Here is a 16,939-nt window from a genome sequence, read left to right on the forward strand (position 1 = left end):
CAGCCCGTTTTACTCCAGCCAACGATGGTTCGAGCGCAATGAACAGGAACACGATAAGAAACTGATTTATCAATAATTTTTAAAAAGGAATAAGGATACCTCATGAAAAGCGAGGGAATTTTAAAACACATCCCATGGATGTTACTGGGGATACTCGGGGCCTCTTGCCTGGGCGTGGTGGCACTACGCCGGGGCGAAAGCATCAGCGCATTGTGGATCATCGTCGCCTCGATAGCGGTCTATCTGGTGGCGTATCGCTACTACAGCCTTTACATCGCCAGCAAAGTAATGCAATTGGACACCACCCGTGCCACACCGGCAGTGGTGAACAATGATGGCCTCAACTATGTCCCAACCAATAAGAACGTGCTGTTCGGACACCACTTTGCGGCCATCGCCGGAGCGGGTCCACTGGTGGGCCCAGTACTGGCTGCCCAGGTCGGTTATCTGCCCGGTACGCTGTGGCTGCTAGGCGGGGTAGTGCTTGCAGGGGCAGTGCAGGACTTCCTGGTGCTGTTCATTTCCTCACGCCGCAACGGTGCTTCTCTGGGTGAGATCATCAAAAAGGAAATGGGCCCTGTCCCTGGCACTATCGCCTTGTTCGGCTGCTTCCTGATCATGATCATCATTCTAGCGGTGCTGGCGCTGATCGTAGTTAAAGCCTTGGCCGAAAGCCCGTGGGGGGTGTTTACCGTCTGTTCTACCGTGCCAATTGCGCTGTTTATGGGCGTCTATATGCGCTTCCTGCGCCCTGGCCGAGTGGGTGAAGTGTCCGTGATAGGTATCGTGCTACTGCTCGCGTCCATCTGGTTTGGTGGTGTGATCGCCCACGACCCTTACTGGGGCCCGGCACTGACCTTTAAAGATACCACCATTACCTACACGTTGATTGGTTATGCATTTGTCTCCGCCCTGCTGCCGGTTTGGCTGATCCTGGCACCGCGTGACTATCTGGCAACCTTCCTGAAAATCGGCGTGATCGTCGGGCTGGCAATCGGTATTGTGATCCTCAATCCCGAACTGAAAATGCCTGCGGTAACCCAATTTGTTGATGGTACTGGCCCGGTGTGGAAAGGCACGCTGTTCCCGTTCCTGTTTATTACCATCGCCTGTGGTGCAGTGTCTGGCTTCCACGCCCTGATCGCTTCTGGTACCACCCCCAAACTGCTGGCTAACGAAACCGACGCCCGCTTTATTGGTTACGGCGCCATGCTGATGGAATCCTTTGTTGCGATTATGGCGCTGGTGGCCGCTTCAATCATCGAGCCCGGTTTGTACTTCGCCATGAACACCCCGCCTGCCGCACTGGGTATTACCATGCCCGACTTGCACCGTCTGGGTACCGAAGATGCACCGATGATCATGGCTTCTCTGCGTGATGTCACCACACATGCAGCCGCCACCGTCAGTTCCTGGGGCTTCGTGATCAGCCCTGAGCAAATTCTGCAGACTGCCAAAGATATCGGTGAACCTTCGGTGCTGAACCGTGCCGGTGGTGCGCCCACGCTGGCGGTAGGTATCGCTCACGTCTTCCACCAGATCATCCCTGGTGCCAATATGGGCTTCTGGTACCACTTCGGTATTCTGTTCGAAGCGCTGTTCATCCTCACCGCGCTGGATGCAGGCACCCGCTCTGGCCGCTTTATGCTGCAGGATCTGTTAGGCAACTTCGTCCCGTTCCTGAAGAAAACCGACTCGCTGGTCGCGGGCATCGTGGGTACTGCTGGCTGCGTGGGTCTGTGGGGCTATCTGCTGTACCAAGGCGTGGTTGACCCATTGGGTGGCGTTAAGAGCCTTTGGCCACTGTTCGGCATCTCCAACCAGATGTTGGCCGCTGTGGCGCTGGTGTTGAGTACCGTGGTTCTGATCAAAATGAAACGCGCCCAGTACATCTGGGTAACCCTAATCCCCGCTATCTGGTTGCTGATCTGCACTACCTATGCGCTGGGCCTGAAGCTGTTCAGTGACAATCCGCAATTGGAAGGCTTCTTCTTCCTGGCCAATGAGTACAAACGCAAAATTGCCGAAGGTGGCGCAGAGCTGACCACGCAACAGATTGCCAACATGAACCATATCGTGGTGAACAACTACACCAACGCCGGTTTGAGTATTCTGTTCCTGCTGGTGGTGTACAGCATCATCTTCTTCGGTATCAAAACCGCCATGGCTGCATACAAAACCCCCAAACGTACCGATCAGGAAACCCCTTACGTACCGGTTCCTGAAGAGAGCGTTAAAGAACCGTCGCACCCGTTTAATAACACAGCCAACAACGCTGCAAATTAAGCACGACGGATCCTGCTGATACCGACCATAATCCGAGTGGCTTCCCTGCCACTCGGATTATTTAACCTATTAGGCTGTGTATATTTTTTGGGGTGAGGGCTGATGTTCGGCAACCTAGGCAGGTAATTATCTCGGGCAAGCGGCACAAGGTATTTGCCTTTCTCCAACAACGTTTTGCGATCATGACTCCAATCTCAGCCACAATTACCTGTAAATCCATCCAGCCTATGTTTTGCTCTGGGCCAAAGCATTATCATTGCAGGGTTACGGCAAATTCCGTGTCCGAAGTTAGGCTGTGTCCCTTAACTGCAAGCTTGGGAACAGGTGAATCATTACCTGAATGCCACTACACCTGGTACCGCTGTTGTGCAACGTCATCGGGCGTGCGTTGCGCGAGTTGGAATGCCAGTAATCGTGGGTTTGAGGGCGTGAGTGCCCTCCCTTAGGTTGGCCCGCAGCCTAGAAAGGTCACGTCACTTTCAATACAGAAATATAAAAAATATATACTTCGTTGGGGTATTAATAGCACTCCATAAGCTGAAAATGTTTGATAGAACCAATTAACAGCCAAGACACCAGAAGGAACTCAGATGACCACTCAGCTTCAACGTACCGATACTCCTAACCCGTTATCACGCCTTCTGCTCTGCCTGAGCCTGACGCTAGGCATCAGTACGCCGATCCAGGCTGCCTCTTTCGACTGTGAAAAAGCCACCAGCAGTGTCGAGCAGGCAATTTGCCATAGCACTGAGTTGAGCCGCCTTGACACGATACTGCACGACAATTACCAATCAGCACTGGCCAACCTGCCTGCGGCTCAGGCTGATGCACTGCGCAGCAGCCAGCGTGAGTGGTTAAAACAGCGCAACGTCTGCGGTAGCCAGGAGGCTTGCCTGAACCAGTTAATCAACCAGCGTGCAAGCCAGTTACATGAGGCGGCCAAACACGCTACTTCTGCAATGGACGCTATTATTGTCAGCATCCCAACCAATCCTGCCAAAGCCGCACAACTGCTCCGCTCATATCGCGGCCCCCTGGCTTCTGCCTGGCTGATCTACCTGCATCAGTTTGAGCCTGGCAGCAATGTCACCGACGCCGAAGTAGAGCAAAGGCATCAAAACATTATCGTGTCGATGAAAGATGATAGTTTTCCTCAGTCCTTGTTACAGGACATCGAGAAGGATCCCAAGGTGAGTCAGGCCACTGCGGTGCTGACATTACTGCGCATGGTTATTGAACGAGCGGGTTATGAAAACGAATACGGTCGCCCGTATGTCCACTGTTTTATCTTCAAGCGTCAGGGGGCAGCGGCCTATGAAGCCTTTGGGCCGTTATATGGCTCCACACGAGATTCTCAGGCTCCCATCTGCTCGCCACAAGGTGATTTGTTCGAACTCCCAGCGTGGAAAAAGCTAAGCAAGCTGATGAACCCCATGCTTGAGCAGGCCAGCGAAAACACCGGCACTATTCGCTTTGCCAGCTACGCCGCGTGGTCGATATTCCGGCTGCGGGCAACGGTATCTCCTGAGGATTTCCTCACCCCCAGTCAGCGCGTTCAAGAGGCGGGTGATCCGGAGCAACAGATCCGATCCTGGGGCGATAACAAGACTTGGCCCAAAGAGCAACGCGAGCAACTGCTCGCAGCCATTGAACCTGCTCGCCTGGCCACCATGGGTTGGTTGCAGACCGAACGCAGCTTCTCCGCCAGCGATGCGGCCAAAGCTGCCAATATGATCGTCACGGAATGGTTGAGTGACAGAATGGGCTTTATTCTTGAGATGAGCGGCTCGCCTGAGTAAACCACGTTGTCGGGCCCATCCGTGGGCCCGACAACGCTATACTCTAGAACGCATCCTGCTGCAGATAGCTCCAGGCATACTGGGCATACAGCTCAGCACCTTTCACCATCACATCTTCATCGATGTTGAAACAACCATGATGATGCGCCCAATCGGTTCCCTTCTCGGGGTTGCCACAGCCCAACAAGGCAAAGCAACCAGGGATATTCTCGATGTAGAAGCTGAAATCTTCCCCGCCAGTGGTCGGTTTTTCAGCAAACAACACTTCCTCACCGAACGCCGAACGCACGACCGCCTGTGCCAAACGTGCACTGCGCTCCTCGTTGATCACCGGCAAAGTACCGTAGGTGTATTCCACTTCAGCGCTCGCACCGTAAATGGCTGCGGTATGTTGGGCGTAACGCTCAATAGCAGCCTTGATGCGCTCACGCGTTGCCACATCAAAGCAACGCACCGTGCCATCCAGCACCGCGTTTTCAGCGATAACATTAAAGCGGGTACCCACTTCCATGCGCCCGATGGTAACCACTGCCGATTCCAGCGGGGACGTTTCACGCGAAACGATCGCCTGCACATTCATCACAAAAGCCGAGGCGACAACCGCCGCATCCACGCAGGCTTCCGGCATCGAGCCATGGCCCCCACGCCCTTTAAACTTCACCTTGAGTAAATCGGCAGAAGCAAAACTGGAACCGGCATTACAAGAGATTTTGCCTGAAGGGCTAGTGGTCCAGATATGCATACCGAACACGTTGTCCACGCCTTCAATCGCCCCCTGTTTCACCATCTCGCGGGCCCCTTGGGCAATCTCTTCCGCAGGCTGGAAAATCAACCGCACATTGCCACGCAGGCTGGCTCGGTTCTCATACAGCGCCTTGGCTGCGGTCAGCAACATCGCGGTATGCGCGTCGTGCCCGCAAGCGTGCATTTTACCGTCGGTTTTCGATTTATAACTTAATGCTTCGTTTAACTCCTGCACCGGCAGCGCATCCATATCGGCGCGCAGCGCTACGGTCTTGCCTGGCTGCCCACCAGTTATCTCGGCGATCACTCCCGTGGGGGTCGTCAGACGATAAGGAATGCCGATAGCTTCCAGCGCTTGCGCCACTTTTTGCGTGGTGCGTACCTCTTCCCAAGGCAATTCCGGATGAGCATGCAGATCGCGGCGGAACGCAATCATCGCCTCCGCATGGGCGTGAACGGATTGCGCGATAGCATTATTGGTCATGAGAGGTTGCCTCCGTAAGCTCTTTTACCGTTTGAAAAATAACGTCAATTCCCTTCTGAATTTGTGCGTAGTCGGTCCATTCGTCGGGATGGTGGCTCAAGCCATCTTTGCTTGGCACAAACACCAGCCCCACATTAGTGATCCCGGCAAAAATCATAGCGTCATGCCCGGCACCGCTGACCATGGTGCGGTGCCCTAGGCCCAACGCTTCGCTGTGTTTTTTCAACAGGCCGTGAATACCGGCATCAAGACGCGTTGGCTCTACCAGCAGTGGTTGTTCGATACGGCATTCGATCCCTGCCCCCGCCTGCTGTTGGATGCAGGCTCGGGTTTGTTCCAGCACCTGTTGTAGCTTATCCAACTGCTTGGAGCGGATATCGACGGTAAAGATCACTTTGCTCGGTATCACATTGGCCCCGTTAGGCAACACCTGGATCTTGCCAACGGTAGCCACCGTCTCTTCCCCGGCCTGACGGGCAAAATCCCCGACGCTGGCGATCACCCGGCTGGCGGCAACCAATGCATCATGGCGGCGATCCATCGGTGTCGTACCCGCATGCCCAGCCTTACCAGTAATGGTTACCACCAGTTGGGAGATACCGACAATCACATCCACCAGGCCAACATCGAGCGCTTCCTGTTCCAGTACCGGGCCTTGTTCAATATGCAGCTCAATAAAGGCTTTGAGGGTTTGCGGAGCCCGCACCACGCTGGCAACGTTATCGGCATCAAAACCGACCTGTGCCATACACTGCGCAGCCGACTGACCACGGCTATCCTGCAGGCGGTGCAGTTCCTGCGCATCAACCTTGCCCGCTATCGCGCTGGAGGCCAGCAGGCCACGGCCAAAGCTGGCACCTTCCTCTTCCACCAGGGCTACCACTTCCAAAGGATAGCGCGGCAGCAAACGCTGCTCCTGGAAAAGCGTGGCAATTTCCAGCCCCATCACTACTCCAGCAGGACCATCGAAGGCACCACCGTTGGGCACCGAGTCAAAGTGCGAACCAATCATGACGGATGGCAGCGTTGGGTCCTGAGCAGCACTTTTGCCAAAGATATTGCCGATGGCATCCTCACGCACGGTGAGACCTGCAGCATGCATCTGCGCTTTGATATATTCACGTGCTTGCTGCCCCTGCGGGCTATAGCTCATACGCGTAGTGCCTTCTCCCGGCGTGGCGGTAAACTCGGCCATTTTCTCAAGGTGCTGTTGAATGCGACCTGTATTTGCATGAGTCATAACTTATCCTGCAACTGGGGTGATGTAGCCCACCATAATACCCGCCAACACCACGGAAACCATGGTGACCGAAATAAAACCACCAACCAGCATCGGTGCCAACATGTGGTGTGTCAGGACCTCACGCTCTTTTTCGTCCTTGGTAAGTGCGGTGATCGCTTCATTGGTAATGATGTAATCCGCCGGGAAACCGTACATTGCGGTCAGAGAGATGGCAAACGCCATCTCGGTGCTGACACCAAGCAATTTGCCCACCAGCCAGGAGACAACGAACATCCCCACCACAGCGACAACAATCAGGACCACCATCGGGAACACCAGCCGCAGCAGCATTTCCGGCGTCGCTCGATTCAACGTATCAAAGATAAACAGCATCAGCCCCATCACTGCAAAACCAAAGCCGTTGGCTTTTTGCAGCGGGTGTTTTTCCAGGAAGCCAAACGTGGCAGCAATCACACCAAACAGCAAACACAGCACGAATGGGCTGACAGTAACCACCGGAGCCAACAAATGTGATGCCTGATAGGCCAGATAAGCTACCAGCGCCAAACGCAGGAACTTGAAGTAGCTGGTGTTGTATTGCGCAGGGATAAAGCTGAACATGCGCGGCATTTTATCCTCTGCCGCGACCGTGGTAGCCGCTTTATCCTCAGGGAGAAGTACCGCCGACTCATGCCATTCGCCTTTGCGATATTTCTCCAGAACGCGTCTACCTTCCCGCTGAAGCATAATGGCGGTTAATGGATAACCGGCAAAGCCCTGCATAACGTAGATCAGGATCGCGAAAACCGAGAGATCAACCAGCCCGGCACTCGCAGCCCCTTTCGACATAATCAGCGCCGAAACAATCCCACCAACCAATGGAGGAATAGTGACGATGGCGGTATTCATATCAAACAGCAACATACAGGTAACAAACACTGCTGCGGCAATACCGGTAACTCCCGCCAACGAGATAATAACGGTCTTCCATTGCCGTATCAGTTCCGGCACGGAAAGCAGGGTGCCCATATTGGTGATAAGCAGATACATCAGCATTACTGCTACTACTGGCGTGATCCCGGCTACGCTAACGATATCTTTTGGGAAGAACGTCCAGTAACCAAACAAGAACAGCACTGCACAGACAAATACAGAAGGGATCCAGGCTTTCGTTCGCACGGATACCGCATCTCCCAGGTATAAAATCACCATGACAATCAAAAGTGCTAACATCTGTGACATAGAATAATTCCATTTTTATATTTTTACAGTTTTCATTTAGATAGCTTGAATCACTAAATAAAATAACAAATACAGTTAATCACTCTTTGGATTTTTAGCATGAATATTCACTTACCAGACAGTAAAATCAGCAATTCTGAATTCCATGCTTATTTCGATACTAAACACCCCTGTATAAGATGACTAGGGAATAACAGAAAAATCAGAAAAAAAGTTTCTGTATGCCGTGGCACTTGGTGCATTCCAGTGATTAGACATCCCCACAGGTAGCAATTCTCGTTACCATTCTGGTTATGCTACTTAACCATTGCTTATAAATAGCCTGTCAGTAGACATTTACCACTGAATGAATCTGCTGGTTCACTTCAGCCAAATGTTTTATAACCCTACTCAGATCCCCTTCAGGGCAAAATTCTCAAAAGGACGTTAGCGTTGAAATATGCATCGGTGCCATTAAATCAAAACCAGAATGGCTGGCTGAAAGAAGACCTGTTATCCACTGCTTTCCCGACACTGGTGGGAAACACCCAGGCCGACTGGGTAGTAGTGGGCTCAGGGTTTGCTGGGGTTTCCTTTGCCAGACGGCTGGCAAATCACGATCGGAATCTGAAAATTATCCTCATTGATGCAGCCAGTGCGGCGGAAAGTTCCTCTGCAAGAAACTCAGGGTTTATTATCGGGTTACCTCATAATATTGGCAGTTCCACAGCGGAACTTAAAAAGGCCCATTCTTATCGTTCTTTATTACAAGAAGGGATCAACCAATTAACAACTTTGATTGAGCAACAGGGTATTGAATGTGAATGGGAGAATGTCGGTAAATATCACTGCCAGGTTGATACCACCCAAGAACGCGTATTGAAAGAATATACTGACAATCTCGATACCATGAGCGAACCGTATCAAGTATTGGAAAAAGAATCACTTTATCAAAAGTTGGGAACGCGTTTTTATAATAAAGGCATTTATACCCCCAGTGCGATCCTGGTTAATCCTGCCAGCCTGATTACCGCCCTGGCGAATTGCCTGCCGGAAAATGTGACGGTTTATAACAACACGCCGGTATTGGAGATCCTGCCGGGTAATATCGCACAGGTAGTAACACCATATGGCACGATCAAAACCGCCAAGATCATGCTAGCCACCAACGCCCTCTCCAGAGAGCTTGCCCCCGTCATCAGCAAGCAGGCCGCCATGGCCACCTTTGCCAGCATCACTGCACCGCTAAACCCGGAACAACGGCGCAGGCTCCCTGCAATGAGCAGTTGGGGGCTGACTCCAGTCAACGCCATTGCCGGAGCGACATTACGCTACACGCAAGATCACCGTTTCCTGATCCGCCAACATGTCACAGCAGCGCTGAACGGCAGAATAACCGCTGCGCAAACCTATCGGGCAACCCAATTACACCAGCGCCTCTTCCAGAAAATTTATCCGCAGTTGGGGGATGTTCCCCTCACACGTACCTGGTCAGGCACCATCAGCGTAACCAGAAATGGAGCACCGGTTTGGGGCGCTTTGGGTAAGAATATTTACACCGCAGGGGGATGTAATGGTGCCGGTGTCTCCAAGCAGACCATTGCCGGGACGTTGCTGGCAGACTATGCCTTGGGCCAGGATCACCCACTGATCGGTGCAATGCAGGAACTCGGCAAGGCAAACTATCTGCCACCTTCCCCGATCCTTGATGTCGCTATCGCCGCATCATTGATGAAAGAACGCTATCTGGGGCGAAAAGAAATCTAGGTGGTGTCCCTTTGTTGCATAGCAAGCAATTGGGGTAGGCTCTAAGAGGAGGGAACGGATTCGAAACACTGTTCCCCCAGATGGATATATTTGTTGAACGCAATAATAAACTTGCGGTGCTGCCCGCGCAGGTCCTCGCCGATATAGCTTTCCCCCGGTAGCAGATTGAACACCTTGGCAATGTCATCTTTGGCATCACAGCTTTGGTGGATCATCACGCGGAAATAGCTATTACCGGTATTTTTCAACTGCCCGCTTCGCGGATCATAGTGGTAGGTGAAACGCATCTGCCGCGGCCTGATTACCAGAATGGTGTCAAGCGCTACCGTGGGCGTAACCAGCGGCATCTTGCTTTGATTCGGTATAGCAATCGCATTGGCAGGGATCTCTTTGATGACGATACGGTAATAACGTTCACGATCATCCGCCGCACCACGGTAGAAGATTTTAAAATATTCCCAACCGCCAGGCTCCACCATTTTCTTCAGTGGCGTATAGAGTATCTCGCCATTTTCCACCGGCAAAGGACGCTCATCGACACCCGGTTTATTGATCCGGTAAGCGCTAATGACATACAGATTGGTATTTTGGGTATTGTTGACAAACTGGCGCGAGAAAAAGCTGCTGCCGCTTTCCAGCGTAAACACGCCGGAAGAGAGATAAATTGCCTGTGCCGGAGACACCAGCAGCAAAGCCACCAGCCATAATGTTATTTTAATCATTTCTTGATATCAGCACCGGTCCAGGTTGCCGTAACCCGTACCTCACCAGAGGCGCTCACCACGCCCATCCAGTCGTTCCCATCCAAAGCCCACATCGATTGAGACTCATTCATGGGGAATGTGAGCGATAAATCGGTACGGTAGAAACTGCCATCATTTTGGTAGGGATCCGGCCACTGGGACTCTATCCATCGAGCGGCATTCAAGCTGATCGGCACGTTATCACAACTGTTACGAGAGCGGATGGCCTGACCGCTTTCATCGGTATACGTCAGATAGGCCGAGAATGGCACATGAAGCTTGCCATCGCTGGAAGAAAATATGCAGTACGGACGACCATTAACATGCTCCATCGGCCCCGAAACCTGTGCGGTGATCGTATCTGCTTGCCTTGGTCCACTGGTCGTCACGACGTAATCAAAGACAATCGCTGGCTCTTTTTCACCCACTTTCCCCTCGCGTTTAGGCTCGGAAACCAAATCTTTGGAAATGATGCTAATGCCAAAGTCTCGGGGGCGCAGGATCATACTGTTGGAAGGGGAAAACTCGTAATACCCTGACTGCGGAGCCGCTGTATTGGTAAACAGGAAAGTGAAAAAATCTTGGCTGCGAGTCATATCGACACCACGGTCGATCAGATTCTTGAGGAATGTCTGGGAAAAAAACACATAAATGCCGCCATTACCGGCTTTGACGAGCGCTGAGGCCGCGGTCTTTGCACTGTAGTTCACCCAACCATTGGCACCATTGGCACTGAGAAGAATAGTGGCTGCCCCCGGGCTGAAACCCAACAGTGTCTTATTAACATTCAAATTAACCCGCATAGGTGCAAGTACGGCCCCTTCCATCTGGTAAGAAACCAGTTTGCAGATGGCGCCAGTCTGCGAACCAATATAACCCACGCTGCAAAACTGCGAGCCTAGCCCAATAATCGGGTTGCCGTTGCTGTCGATAAAGATCTCTTGCATCGCGTTGGTAGATTCCAGCCGCATATTACCCACTTTGGTCATGGTGAATGCATGACTGGTCTGCTGTCCTCCTACAGAGACACAGGTTTGCCCGGCGGCAGGATTGTAATCTGTACGAGTCGAGCAAAAATGGAACTTATAAGTTTCAACCGAGCCTACCGAGAGGTTTCTAAAATATTCGTAAGCCGAGTCAGAAAATATTCCACGAGCATAGCGCGCTTCACCGTTACTGGTATTCACCTCAACGTGGTAAACCCCAGCTTTGCCGATATAACCGGGTAAATAGCCATTCGCTGGGCAAGCATTGCCGCTGCGCATACAGCGGTTACCAATAAAGGGCTGATTGATTGGGGCCTCCTCCAGCCAGATATCCGCAAAAGAGCTACTCTGCAAAAGACCGGTATACCCCATATAACCCAGACTGAGCTGTTCGTTAGAGGCATATTTGGTAAACGCATTGGCACCACTAAAGCGTGGGTCAGTACGCAATGGAGAGATAAAGTATTCACTATCAACCTGATTTTCGATAAAGAAATACTGGTTATTCACGTTTGCCGCTTGAGTAGCCGATGGGGCCAGTAACAACATCACAACCAGCCTGAAAAAATTACGCAGTTTCATGTCAACCCTTGTCTTTATCTTTGTACCAGAGCGGTCTGTGGCGTGCAGATAACGTTGCCGACCCACTTCACGCCCCTTGCCTTGTCCAGGTCCAGATCGACTTCGCAAATACCAGAATCCTCCCTGACTAACGAGACGCTGGGGAAACGCTTGTCTACATCCATAGCAAAGGTTCCCGTAGCGTCCGTAGTGGTTTTTCCGATGTGATTACGCACCACCGCATTGGCGATGGCCTGACCGTTTTTTGTCGTCATCCGGCCAAAAACCGTGACCAACTGTTTGACTTCCGGCGCATACACCGCGACGTTGCCTGGATACAAGGTGACGTTACTGGTTCGCCCTTTCACGATGTCAAAACTATCCATCGAGTTCTTGTCATTCATCAGTTCAACTTTGTATTGGGCATAAGGTGGTAACGGAATGAAGTTATCTGAACCGGTAAGGCGATAGCTGCGACCGTTGACCTGCGCGGATAGCACGGCACCATCGAGAATGTCAGTTTTCACAATCACGCCTGATTTCTCCTGAAGACCGCTAGCAGCGAAATTTTTATCGCTGTAAGCCACTGCACCACGCGCTGTCATGTTGCCATTGAGGCGGTTATTATCAGGGCGTGAAAGGGAAAATGTTCCAGCGCTGTATTTGGTATCAAATGCCGCAAAACCAGAAGCGGAATAGTCACTTTCACCGTTGTTATTATCCTTTATCAGCTTTGCCAGATTAACACCTGCAGAAGAGAGCACCGCATCCTCAAAGCTTTTTCTCGCAGCTAAATGGGCCCGTATGTTGCCATTACTCGAAGAGATGCCGGTACTCAGCCAAGTAGCCAGTGGCAACGAAAAGTCCAGCGAGATATAGCGTTGACTGGAACTGTTTGCCTGATAGCCGTACTGATAACGCTGTATCCCTGCGCGCAGGTCTACCGTGCCGTAACGCCCGGTAAATAGCGCCGTGGAATATTCGAAGTTATTCGAGCTGCTGCGATCCCGCTTATCAACGGTTCGACTCAGGGTCATCTGCCCACCGCGTTCAAAGAACCGGTTCAGGCTAACCGTTCCACCATACGAATAGGTATCCGACTCATAGATTGGCAAACTAGTCCCGATGTAGCTTTTTTCCCGGTTAGCCCATAAAGAGCCACTCCCCCCCGGCAATGACGCGTTGATATTGAAAATATTGCGATAGTGTCCCCCCTGCGTGATCAGCCCTTGCCATCCCAGATTTCCATATTGGTTCACACTCAAACTGGCTGAGGTTTCATTCACCAGATGATCCTCAACGGTATAGGCGGAGGTTTGTATCGCTAACCCGAAAATTGCCTGTGCCGAAGCGAGTTTGAGTATTTCAGGATACGAGATCGCCGCCGAAGCCCCAGCCAGATAAGTTTGGTTGCTATTATCCTTACGGTTACTGCGGTTGTCGTAATCAACATATCCGCCATAGACCTGCCAATTTAGCTCTTTCGCCGCAACATAATTACCGGAGAAAACCTTATTGATGGTCTGGCGGATCCGCGAATGTACTTTACCGTCAATCACAACCTCAACATCAACATCATAAATACCAAACGGCAAACGGCTGGTATCCACTTCAAAACTTCCCATCGAGAAATTCTGAAGGTTCAGTAAACGCCCCTGACGATAGATGCGCACCTCGCCAGCACTGGGTAAAAAGACGGTGATTGGCGTCAATGAATGCTGGTTATGCTGGATCCTGGTTGATGACTTATTACCATAAGTGACACCATAGACATGACTGGTACTGAGTGCCGAAAGGCTACCAAGCGACTGTAGATCCCAAGTATCGACCAGCCCAAACGCCAGACGCCTGCCATTCATATCTCGTTCATACATCAAACGGTAAAGTTGCGCGCTCTGTTGCGCGTCTCCGATGCCATAAAGAGAACCATTCACATTAAAATGATGCTCGGCAATGCCAAAAGTGTTATCGAGATTCAGGTAACTATTAGAAGAACTGTTTCCCCGTTTTGTCTGAGAACGGTAAATACCGAGATCATAATTAAGCACCGAGCTGAAATTCTGCACCGAGGAACGGCCCAGCACACTCTGTCGTGGGATAATAGCCGCAGACAGGCTTTTTTCGCTTACATCTAGCGTCAGAACAAACGAGCGCAGGTTCAGATTTAATTCCGCATCAGGCGAAAGCACAATGCGCGTATTTTTATTAAAGAGATGATCTTTCAGGCTGCTGATTAGTTTTCGCGTATTTTCAGCAAGCATTGCTCCATCAGGATTATCAACCAGTACAATGTCTTCTATTATTAGCCCATCTTTTCCCAGCACAAGAAGCGCATCTGCCACTTTTTGCTTTTCTTGCAGGTCACCGCCTTTATAACGAAGAAATACGGGTATGGTCATACCTTCAGCCAAAGCCTGACCAAAAATCCCCGGGATGAGATAATTGCCTAAACGGACATCCTGTAAGTTTTCCGCATTAACTTGAAAAGATATTATAGCTAATGACATATATATTATGACGAGCCTTGCCTTGAAGATGAAATTATCACCCATATTCTTCCCCAAGCAACACCCCTATTATTGCACAAATATAAATAACGAGAAAAACCGCAGGCCAGTAATAAAATATACTCTAAATAATTCGAGTTGCATGACGAGCATAGCTATTTCACGGTGATATAATCCTCATTATGCCAAATTCCAACATTGAGTTTTTTGTTATTGACATCAACAAATTTTAAATGGACTCCAAGCCCAGGCATAACGTAATAGCGTTCACGGCAACCTTTACTCCCGTCCTGATTTTTCTGTAGTTGCTTACAGGGGCCAAATGCCACCACCCGGAAAGAACTATTACCGCTGTTATAAACCACCCCGTCGCGATATTGGTAATTGAAATTATTCTGTCGTGGCGCTACTACCAGAATAGTGCTGATAGTGGCGGACGTAGTTGCCGTGGCTGCTTTGCGTGTTTTTGACAACCCTTCTTCCACTACTGGATTATCACGCCAGACTAAACGGTAATACCGTTCCTTATCGTCTTTAGGGCCAGCATAAAAAACCCGGAAAACGTCTTTACCCTTACCGGGCAAAATCAGGTTCGACGGTGTAACCATTAACTCCAGCTTGCTCACCATCGGGATAACGGTTCCCCCCTCCATTGGAGAGGAAATACGCTCCACGCCCAAGCTGACCAACCGGGCATCATCAACAGTGTTAATCACCTCCTTCGCAAGTATATTCTGATCAGGTGCCATCATCGAGGTAATAGCGCCCACGTTAATAGCTCGAACTTGAGTGACATAGAACAGTGCAGAGCACATTAAAACGGAAAAAAATATTTTCATCATACCCTCCACAAGATCGGGGCTATTCCCCCGATCTTGGCTATGTCATAACAGCAAATTAATTATGGTACTGGCGCGAAATCACCGTCCCAGGTTGCAGCAAACTCAACATTGACGTTACCGTCCCAGTAACCATCCGTTAGCTCTTTAAAAGCGGTTTCTTCACCGCCTTTCATGGCTTTTACGATATTAAAGGCGAAAACACCCTGGGTACTGGTCCGGTCAGCACCTGCGTAGGCACTTTTTTCTGCCAGTGCAGCAAGGCCCGCGCTTATACCTTTTGAAGTGTCTATCATCACGGTATCAGTACTATTTGACAGTTCGGTATCATTCCACTTGACCCCCACCGTCAGTTCAGAATCATCACTGGTGCGGCTCAATGTGTTAGAAATGATTTTTGAGGTCAGTTTAAAATCACTGGCACCAGATTGACCGGCAATAGTGATATCAAATGCGCCATCCTGGGTATTAAAACGTTCCAGACCTTCTGCATAATCAAAAGTCAGCGATTTCAGTGGGGTAACAACCAGCATACTGTGGGTGTCTTTGATTGCTTTAGCATCCCAAGAAGCTGTCGCGTTCGCAGTACGAGTCTCTGCATTAACCAGGTTAATGGATCCCATCGTAGAAGCTGCAACCAAAACCAGAACTAACCTCTTCATCATCTATCTTCCTTTATTTATATAAATTCATGCCCACTAATATTTACTGATTCGGCATAGTAAATGCGGCGTAAGGACGCATTCGGAAATAACATTTCCGAATAGGACCTTGGTTATAAAAAAAGGAAAGCCAACCGTATCAGGAGTAACTACAGTGTTTGTTTATATATACTCGTCATACTTAAAGTTGCATGGGTGTTGGCTTCACCCGCTCGCACCAGTCACATAGTGAGCTATGCTCCTGGTAACTCTCAGACTCGCCGCCTACATGCAACTCGAATTATTTAGAGTATATACAATATCAGCAATTTCCGGCACATTAAAATATTCGACCCATAAAAAGAACACCGATTATTACTTTCATATTCAACATCATCTTAAATCGTAAAAAGATATTAACGATGAAACATAATTATGCAAAATCGGTAATAGCTCTCAATCAAAAACAAATTAATAGCCAATATCTATTGAAATGTTAACGTTATTTTAAAGTACAGAATTATAAATTTTAAAATAGCACAAATAATACGCAACCTAATGAATATGAAAAGTAAGAATATTCCATATCAGCACTTAAAAATAGATATTCAAGTTGCTTCAAGGTACCGGGTAAACCTCAATGAGATTCACCCGTTATCTTGAAGGATGACAGGTATAAATAGAAGAGGTCAATCCTCAATAGAAGACCATTCTCATTAAACCAAACTTAAACAAGAAATAATGAAAATTCTTATTTTAATACATTTCTCTATGTTGCCTATCATCAGATTTACTGTTTATTTATCGATCAAAATAACCCATGAAAATACCAACATTTTAGAAACACTTTCCTAGCAATCGTCTGGGTTTTAATAACGAATTGGTTCCTGCTTTGCGAAAAAAATCTCCTCTTAACCTCAAAAAATGAGATCTCAACGGTCTAAACTCGCTAATCTGCCGTAAAACCTTGCCCAACGCGGGCGAGGATACAAGGGGCGAGGCTCAGGGATGAGCCGAGTATTCGGTAGTCGCGCAGCGACCGCCTGATATGGCCAAGGCCGGAGTGCAGGGGCTAGGCTGTGTCCCTTAATTGCCCGTGGTGCGGTCGCAGACCCAAAAGCCCGTTATCAAGGCGGAGG

Annotated in this window: 11 protein-coding genes; 3 read left to right on the plus strand and 8 right to left on the minus strand. The window is 49.9% G+C overall.

All coding sequences use genetic code 11. The annotated features are described in order from the left end of the window. Positions 1 to 102: 102 nt before the first annotated feature. Together SAQUA_RS20170 and SAQUA_RS20175 are read left to right on the plus strand one after the other, a co-directional pair. Positions 103 to 2,286: a carbon starvation CstA family protein gene (locus tag SAQUA_RS20170; RefSeq protein WP_380674442.1), complete on the plus strand. Its 2,184-nt coding sequence runs from the start codon at positions 103 to 105 to the stop codon at positions 2,284 to 2,286. A gap of 590 nt (positions 2,287 to 2,876) precedes the next feature. Then, positions 2,877 to 4,085 (plus strand): lysozyme inhibitor LprI family protein, encoded by a 1,209-nt coding sequence (locus SAQUA_RS20175; protein WP_380674444.1) that lies wholly within the window; start codon positions 2,877 to 2,879, stop codon positions 4,083 to 4,085. A gap of 43 nt (positions 4,086 to 4,128) precedes the next feature. Here the strand turns inward: SAQUA_RS20175 and SAQUA_RS20180 are convergent, their stop codons facing one another. From SAQUA_RS20180 to SAQUA_RS20190, 3 genes are read right to left on the minus strand one after another with little or no spacing between them, the layout of a single operon-like run. Then, the gene (locus SAQUA_RS20180) at positions 4,129 to 5,313 is read right to left on the minus strand and encodes an amidohydrolase (RefSeq protein ID WP_380674446.1); all 1,185 of its coding nucleotides are present in this window, start codon (positions 5,311 to 5,313) and stop codon (positions 4,129 to 4,131) included. Continuing rightward, entirely contained in the window at positions 5,303 to 6,553 is a 1,251-nt protein-coding gene (locus SAQUA_RS20185; protein WP_380674448.1) for a Zn-dependent hydrolase, read from the minus strand. The genes SAQUA_RS20180 and SAQUA_RS20185 overlap by 11 nt, the downstream gene beginning before the upstream one ends. A 3-nt stretch (positions 6,554 to 6,556) precedes the next feature. Continuing rightward, on the minus strand, positions 6,557 to 7,777 hold the full coding sequence (locus SAQUA_RS20190; protein WP_380674450.1) for a hypothetical protein: 1,221 nt from the start codon (positions 7,775 to 7,777) through the stop codon (positions 6,557 to 6,559). A 432-nt stretch (positions 7,778 to 8,209) separates the two neighbouring features. Here SAQUA_RS20190 and SAQUA_RS20195 point away from each other — a divergent pair, with 432 nt between their 5' ends. Next, entirely contained in the window at positions 8,210 to 9,523 is a 1,314-nt protein-coding gene (locus SAQUA_RS20195) for an NAD(P)/FAD-dependent oxidoreductase (protein WP_380674452.1), read from the plus strand. A 41-nt stretch (positions 9,524 to 9,564) separates the two neighbouring features. Here SAQUA_RS20195 and SAQUA_RS20200 read toward each other — a convergent pair whose 3' ends face one another. The 5 genes from SAQUA_RS20200 to SAQUA_RS20220 form a co-directional block, all read right to left on the minus strand. Further along, entirely contained in the window at positions 9,565 to 10,245 is a 681-nt protein-coding gene (locus SAQUA_RS20200) for a fimbrial protein (protein WP_380674454.1), read from the minus strand. Then, on the minus strand, positions 10,242 to 11,834 hold the full coding sequence (locus SAQUA_RS20205; RefSeq protein WP_380674456.1) for a fimbrial protein: 1,593 nt from the start codon (positions 11,832 to 11,834) through the stop codon (positions 10,242 to 10,244). Before SAQUA_RS20205 ends, SAQUA_RS20200 begins: the two co-directional genes overlap by 4 nt. 14 nt (positions 11,835 to 11,848) lie before the next feature. After that, complete coding sequence (locus SAQUA_RS20210) at positions 11,849 to 14,320, minus strand: CS1-pili formation C-terminal domain-containing protein (RefSeq protein ID WP_380674458.1); 2,472 nt, start codon at positions 14,318 to 14,320, stop codon at positions 11,849 to 11,851. A gap of 155 nt (positions 14,321 to 14,475) precedes the next feature. Then, entirely contained in the window at positions 14,476 to 15,159 is a 684-nt protein-coding gene (locus SAQUA_RS20215; protein ID WP_380674541.1) for a hypothetical protein, read from the minus strand. 62 nt (positions 15,160 to 15,221) lie between these two features. Next, positions 15,222 to 15,821: a common pilus major fimbrillin subunit EcpA gene (locus tag SAQUA_RS20220; RefSeq protein ID WP_380674543.1), complete on the minus strand. Its 600-nt coding sequence runs from the start codon at positions 15,819 to 15,821 to the stop codon at positions 15,222 to 15,224. Between the last annotated feature and the right edge of the window lie 1,118 nt (positions 15,822 to 16,939).

The organism is Serratia aquatilis, from assembly GCF_044865145.1.
Taxonomy (GTDB): Bacteria; Pseudomonadota; Gammaproteobacteria; order Enterobacterales; family Enterobacteriaceae; genus Chania; species Chania aquatilis.

Excerpts from the sequence above, each read along its gene's own strand:
- SAQUA_RS20185 (WP_380674448.1), bottom strand. The coding sequence starts at position 6,553 with ATGACTCATGCAAATACAGGTCGCATTCAACAGCACCTTGAGAAAATG.
- SAQUA_RS20175 (WP_380674444.1), top strand. The coding sequence starts at position 2,877 with ATGACCACTCAGCTTCAACGTACCGATACTCCTAACCCGTTATCACGC.
- SAQUA_RS20205 (WP_380674456.1), bottom strand. The coding sequence starts at position 11,834 with ATGAAACTGCGTAATTTTTTCAGGCTGGTTGTGATGTTGTTACTGGCC.
- SAQUA_RS20170 (WP_380674442.1), top strand. The coding sequence starts at position 103 with ATGAAAAGCGAGGGAATTTTAAAACACATCCCATGGATGTTACTGGGG.
- SAQUA_RS20220 (WP_380674543.1), bottom strand. The coding sequence starts at position 15,821 with ATGAAGAGGTTAGTTCTGGTTTTGGTTGCAGCTTCTACGATGGGATCC.
- SAQUA_RS20210 (WP_380674458.1), bottom strand. The coding sequence starts at position 14,320 with ATGTCATTAGCTATAATATCTTTTCAAGTTAATGCGGAAAACTTACAG.
- SAQUA_RS20200 (WP_380674454.1), bottom strand. The coding sequence starts at position 10,245 with ATGATTAAAATAACATTATGGCTGGTGGCTTTGCTGCTGGTGTCTCCG.
- SAQUA_RS20190 (WP_380674450.1), bottom strand. The coding sequence starts at position 7,777 with ATGTCACAGATGTTAGCACTTTTGATTGTCATGGTGATTTTATACCTG.
- SAQUA_RS20180 (WP_380674446.1), bottom strand. The coding sequence starts at position 5,313 with ATGACCAATAATGCTATCGCGCAATCCGTTCACGCCCATGCGGAGGCG.
- SAQUA_RS20215 (WP_380674541.1), bottom strand. The coding sequence starts at position 15,159 with ATGAAAATATTTTTTTCCGTTTTAATGTGCTCTGCACTGTTCTATGTC.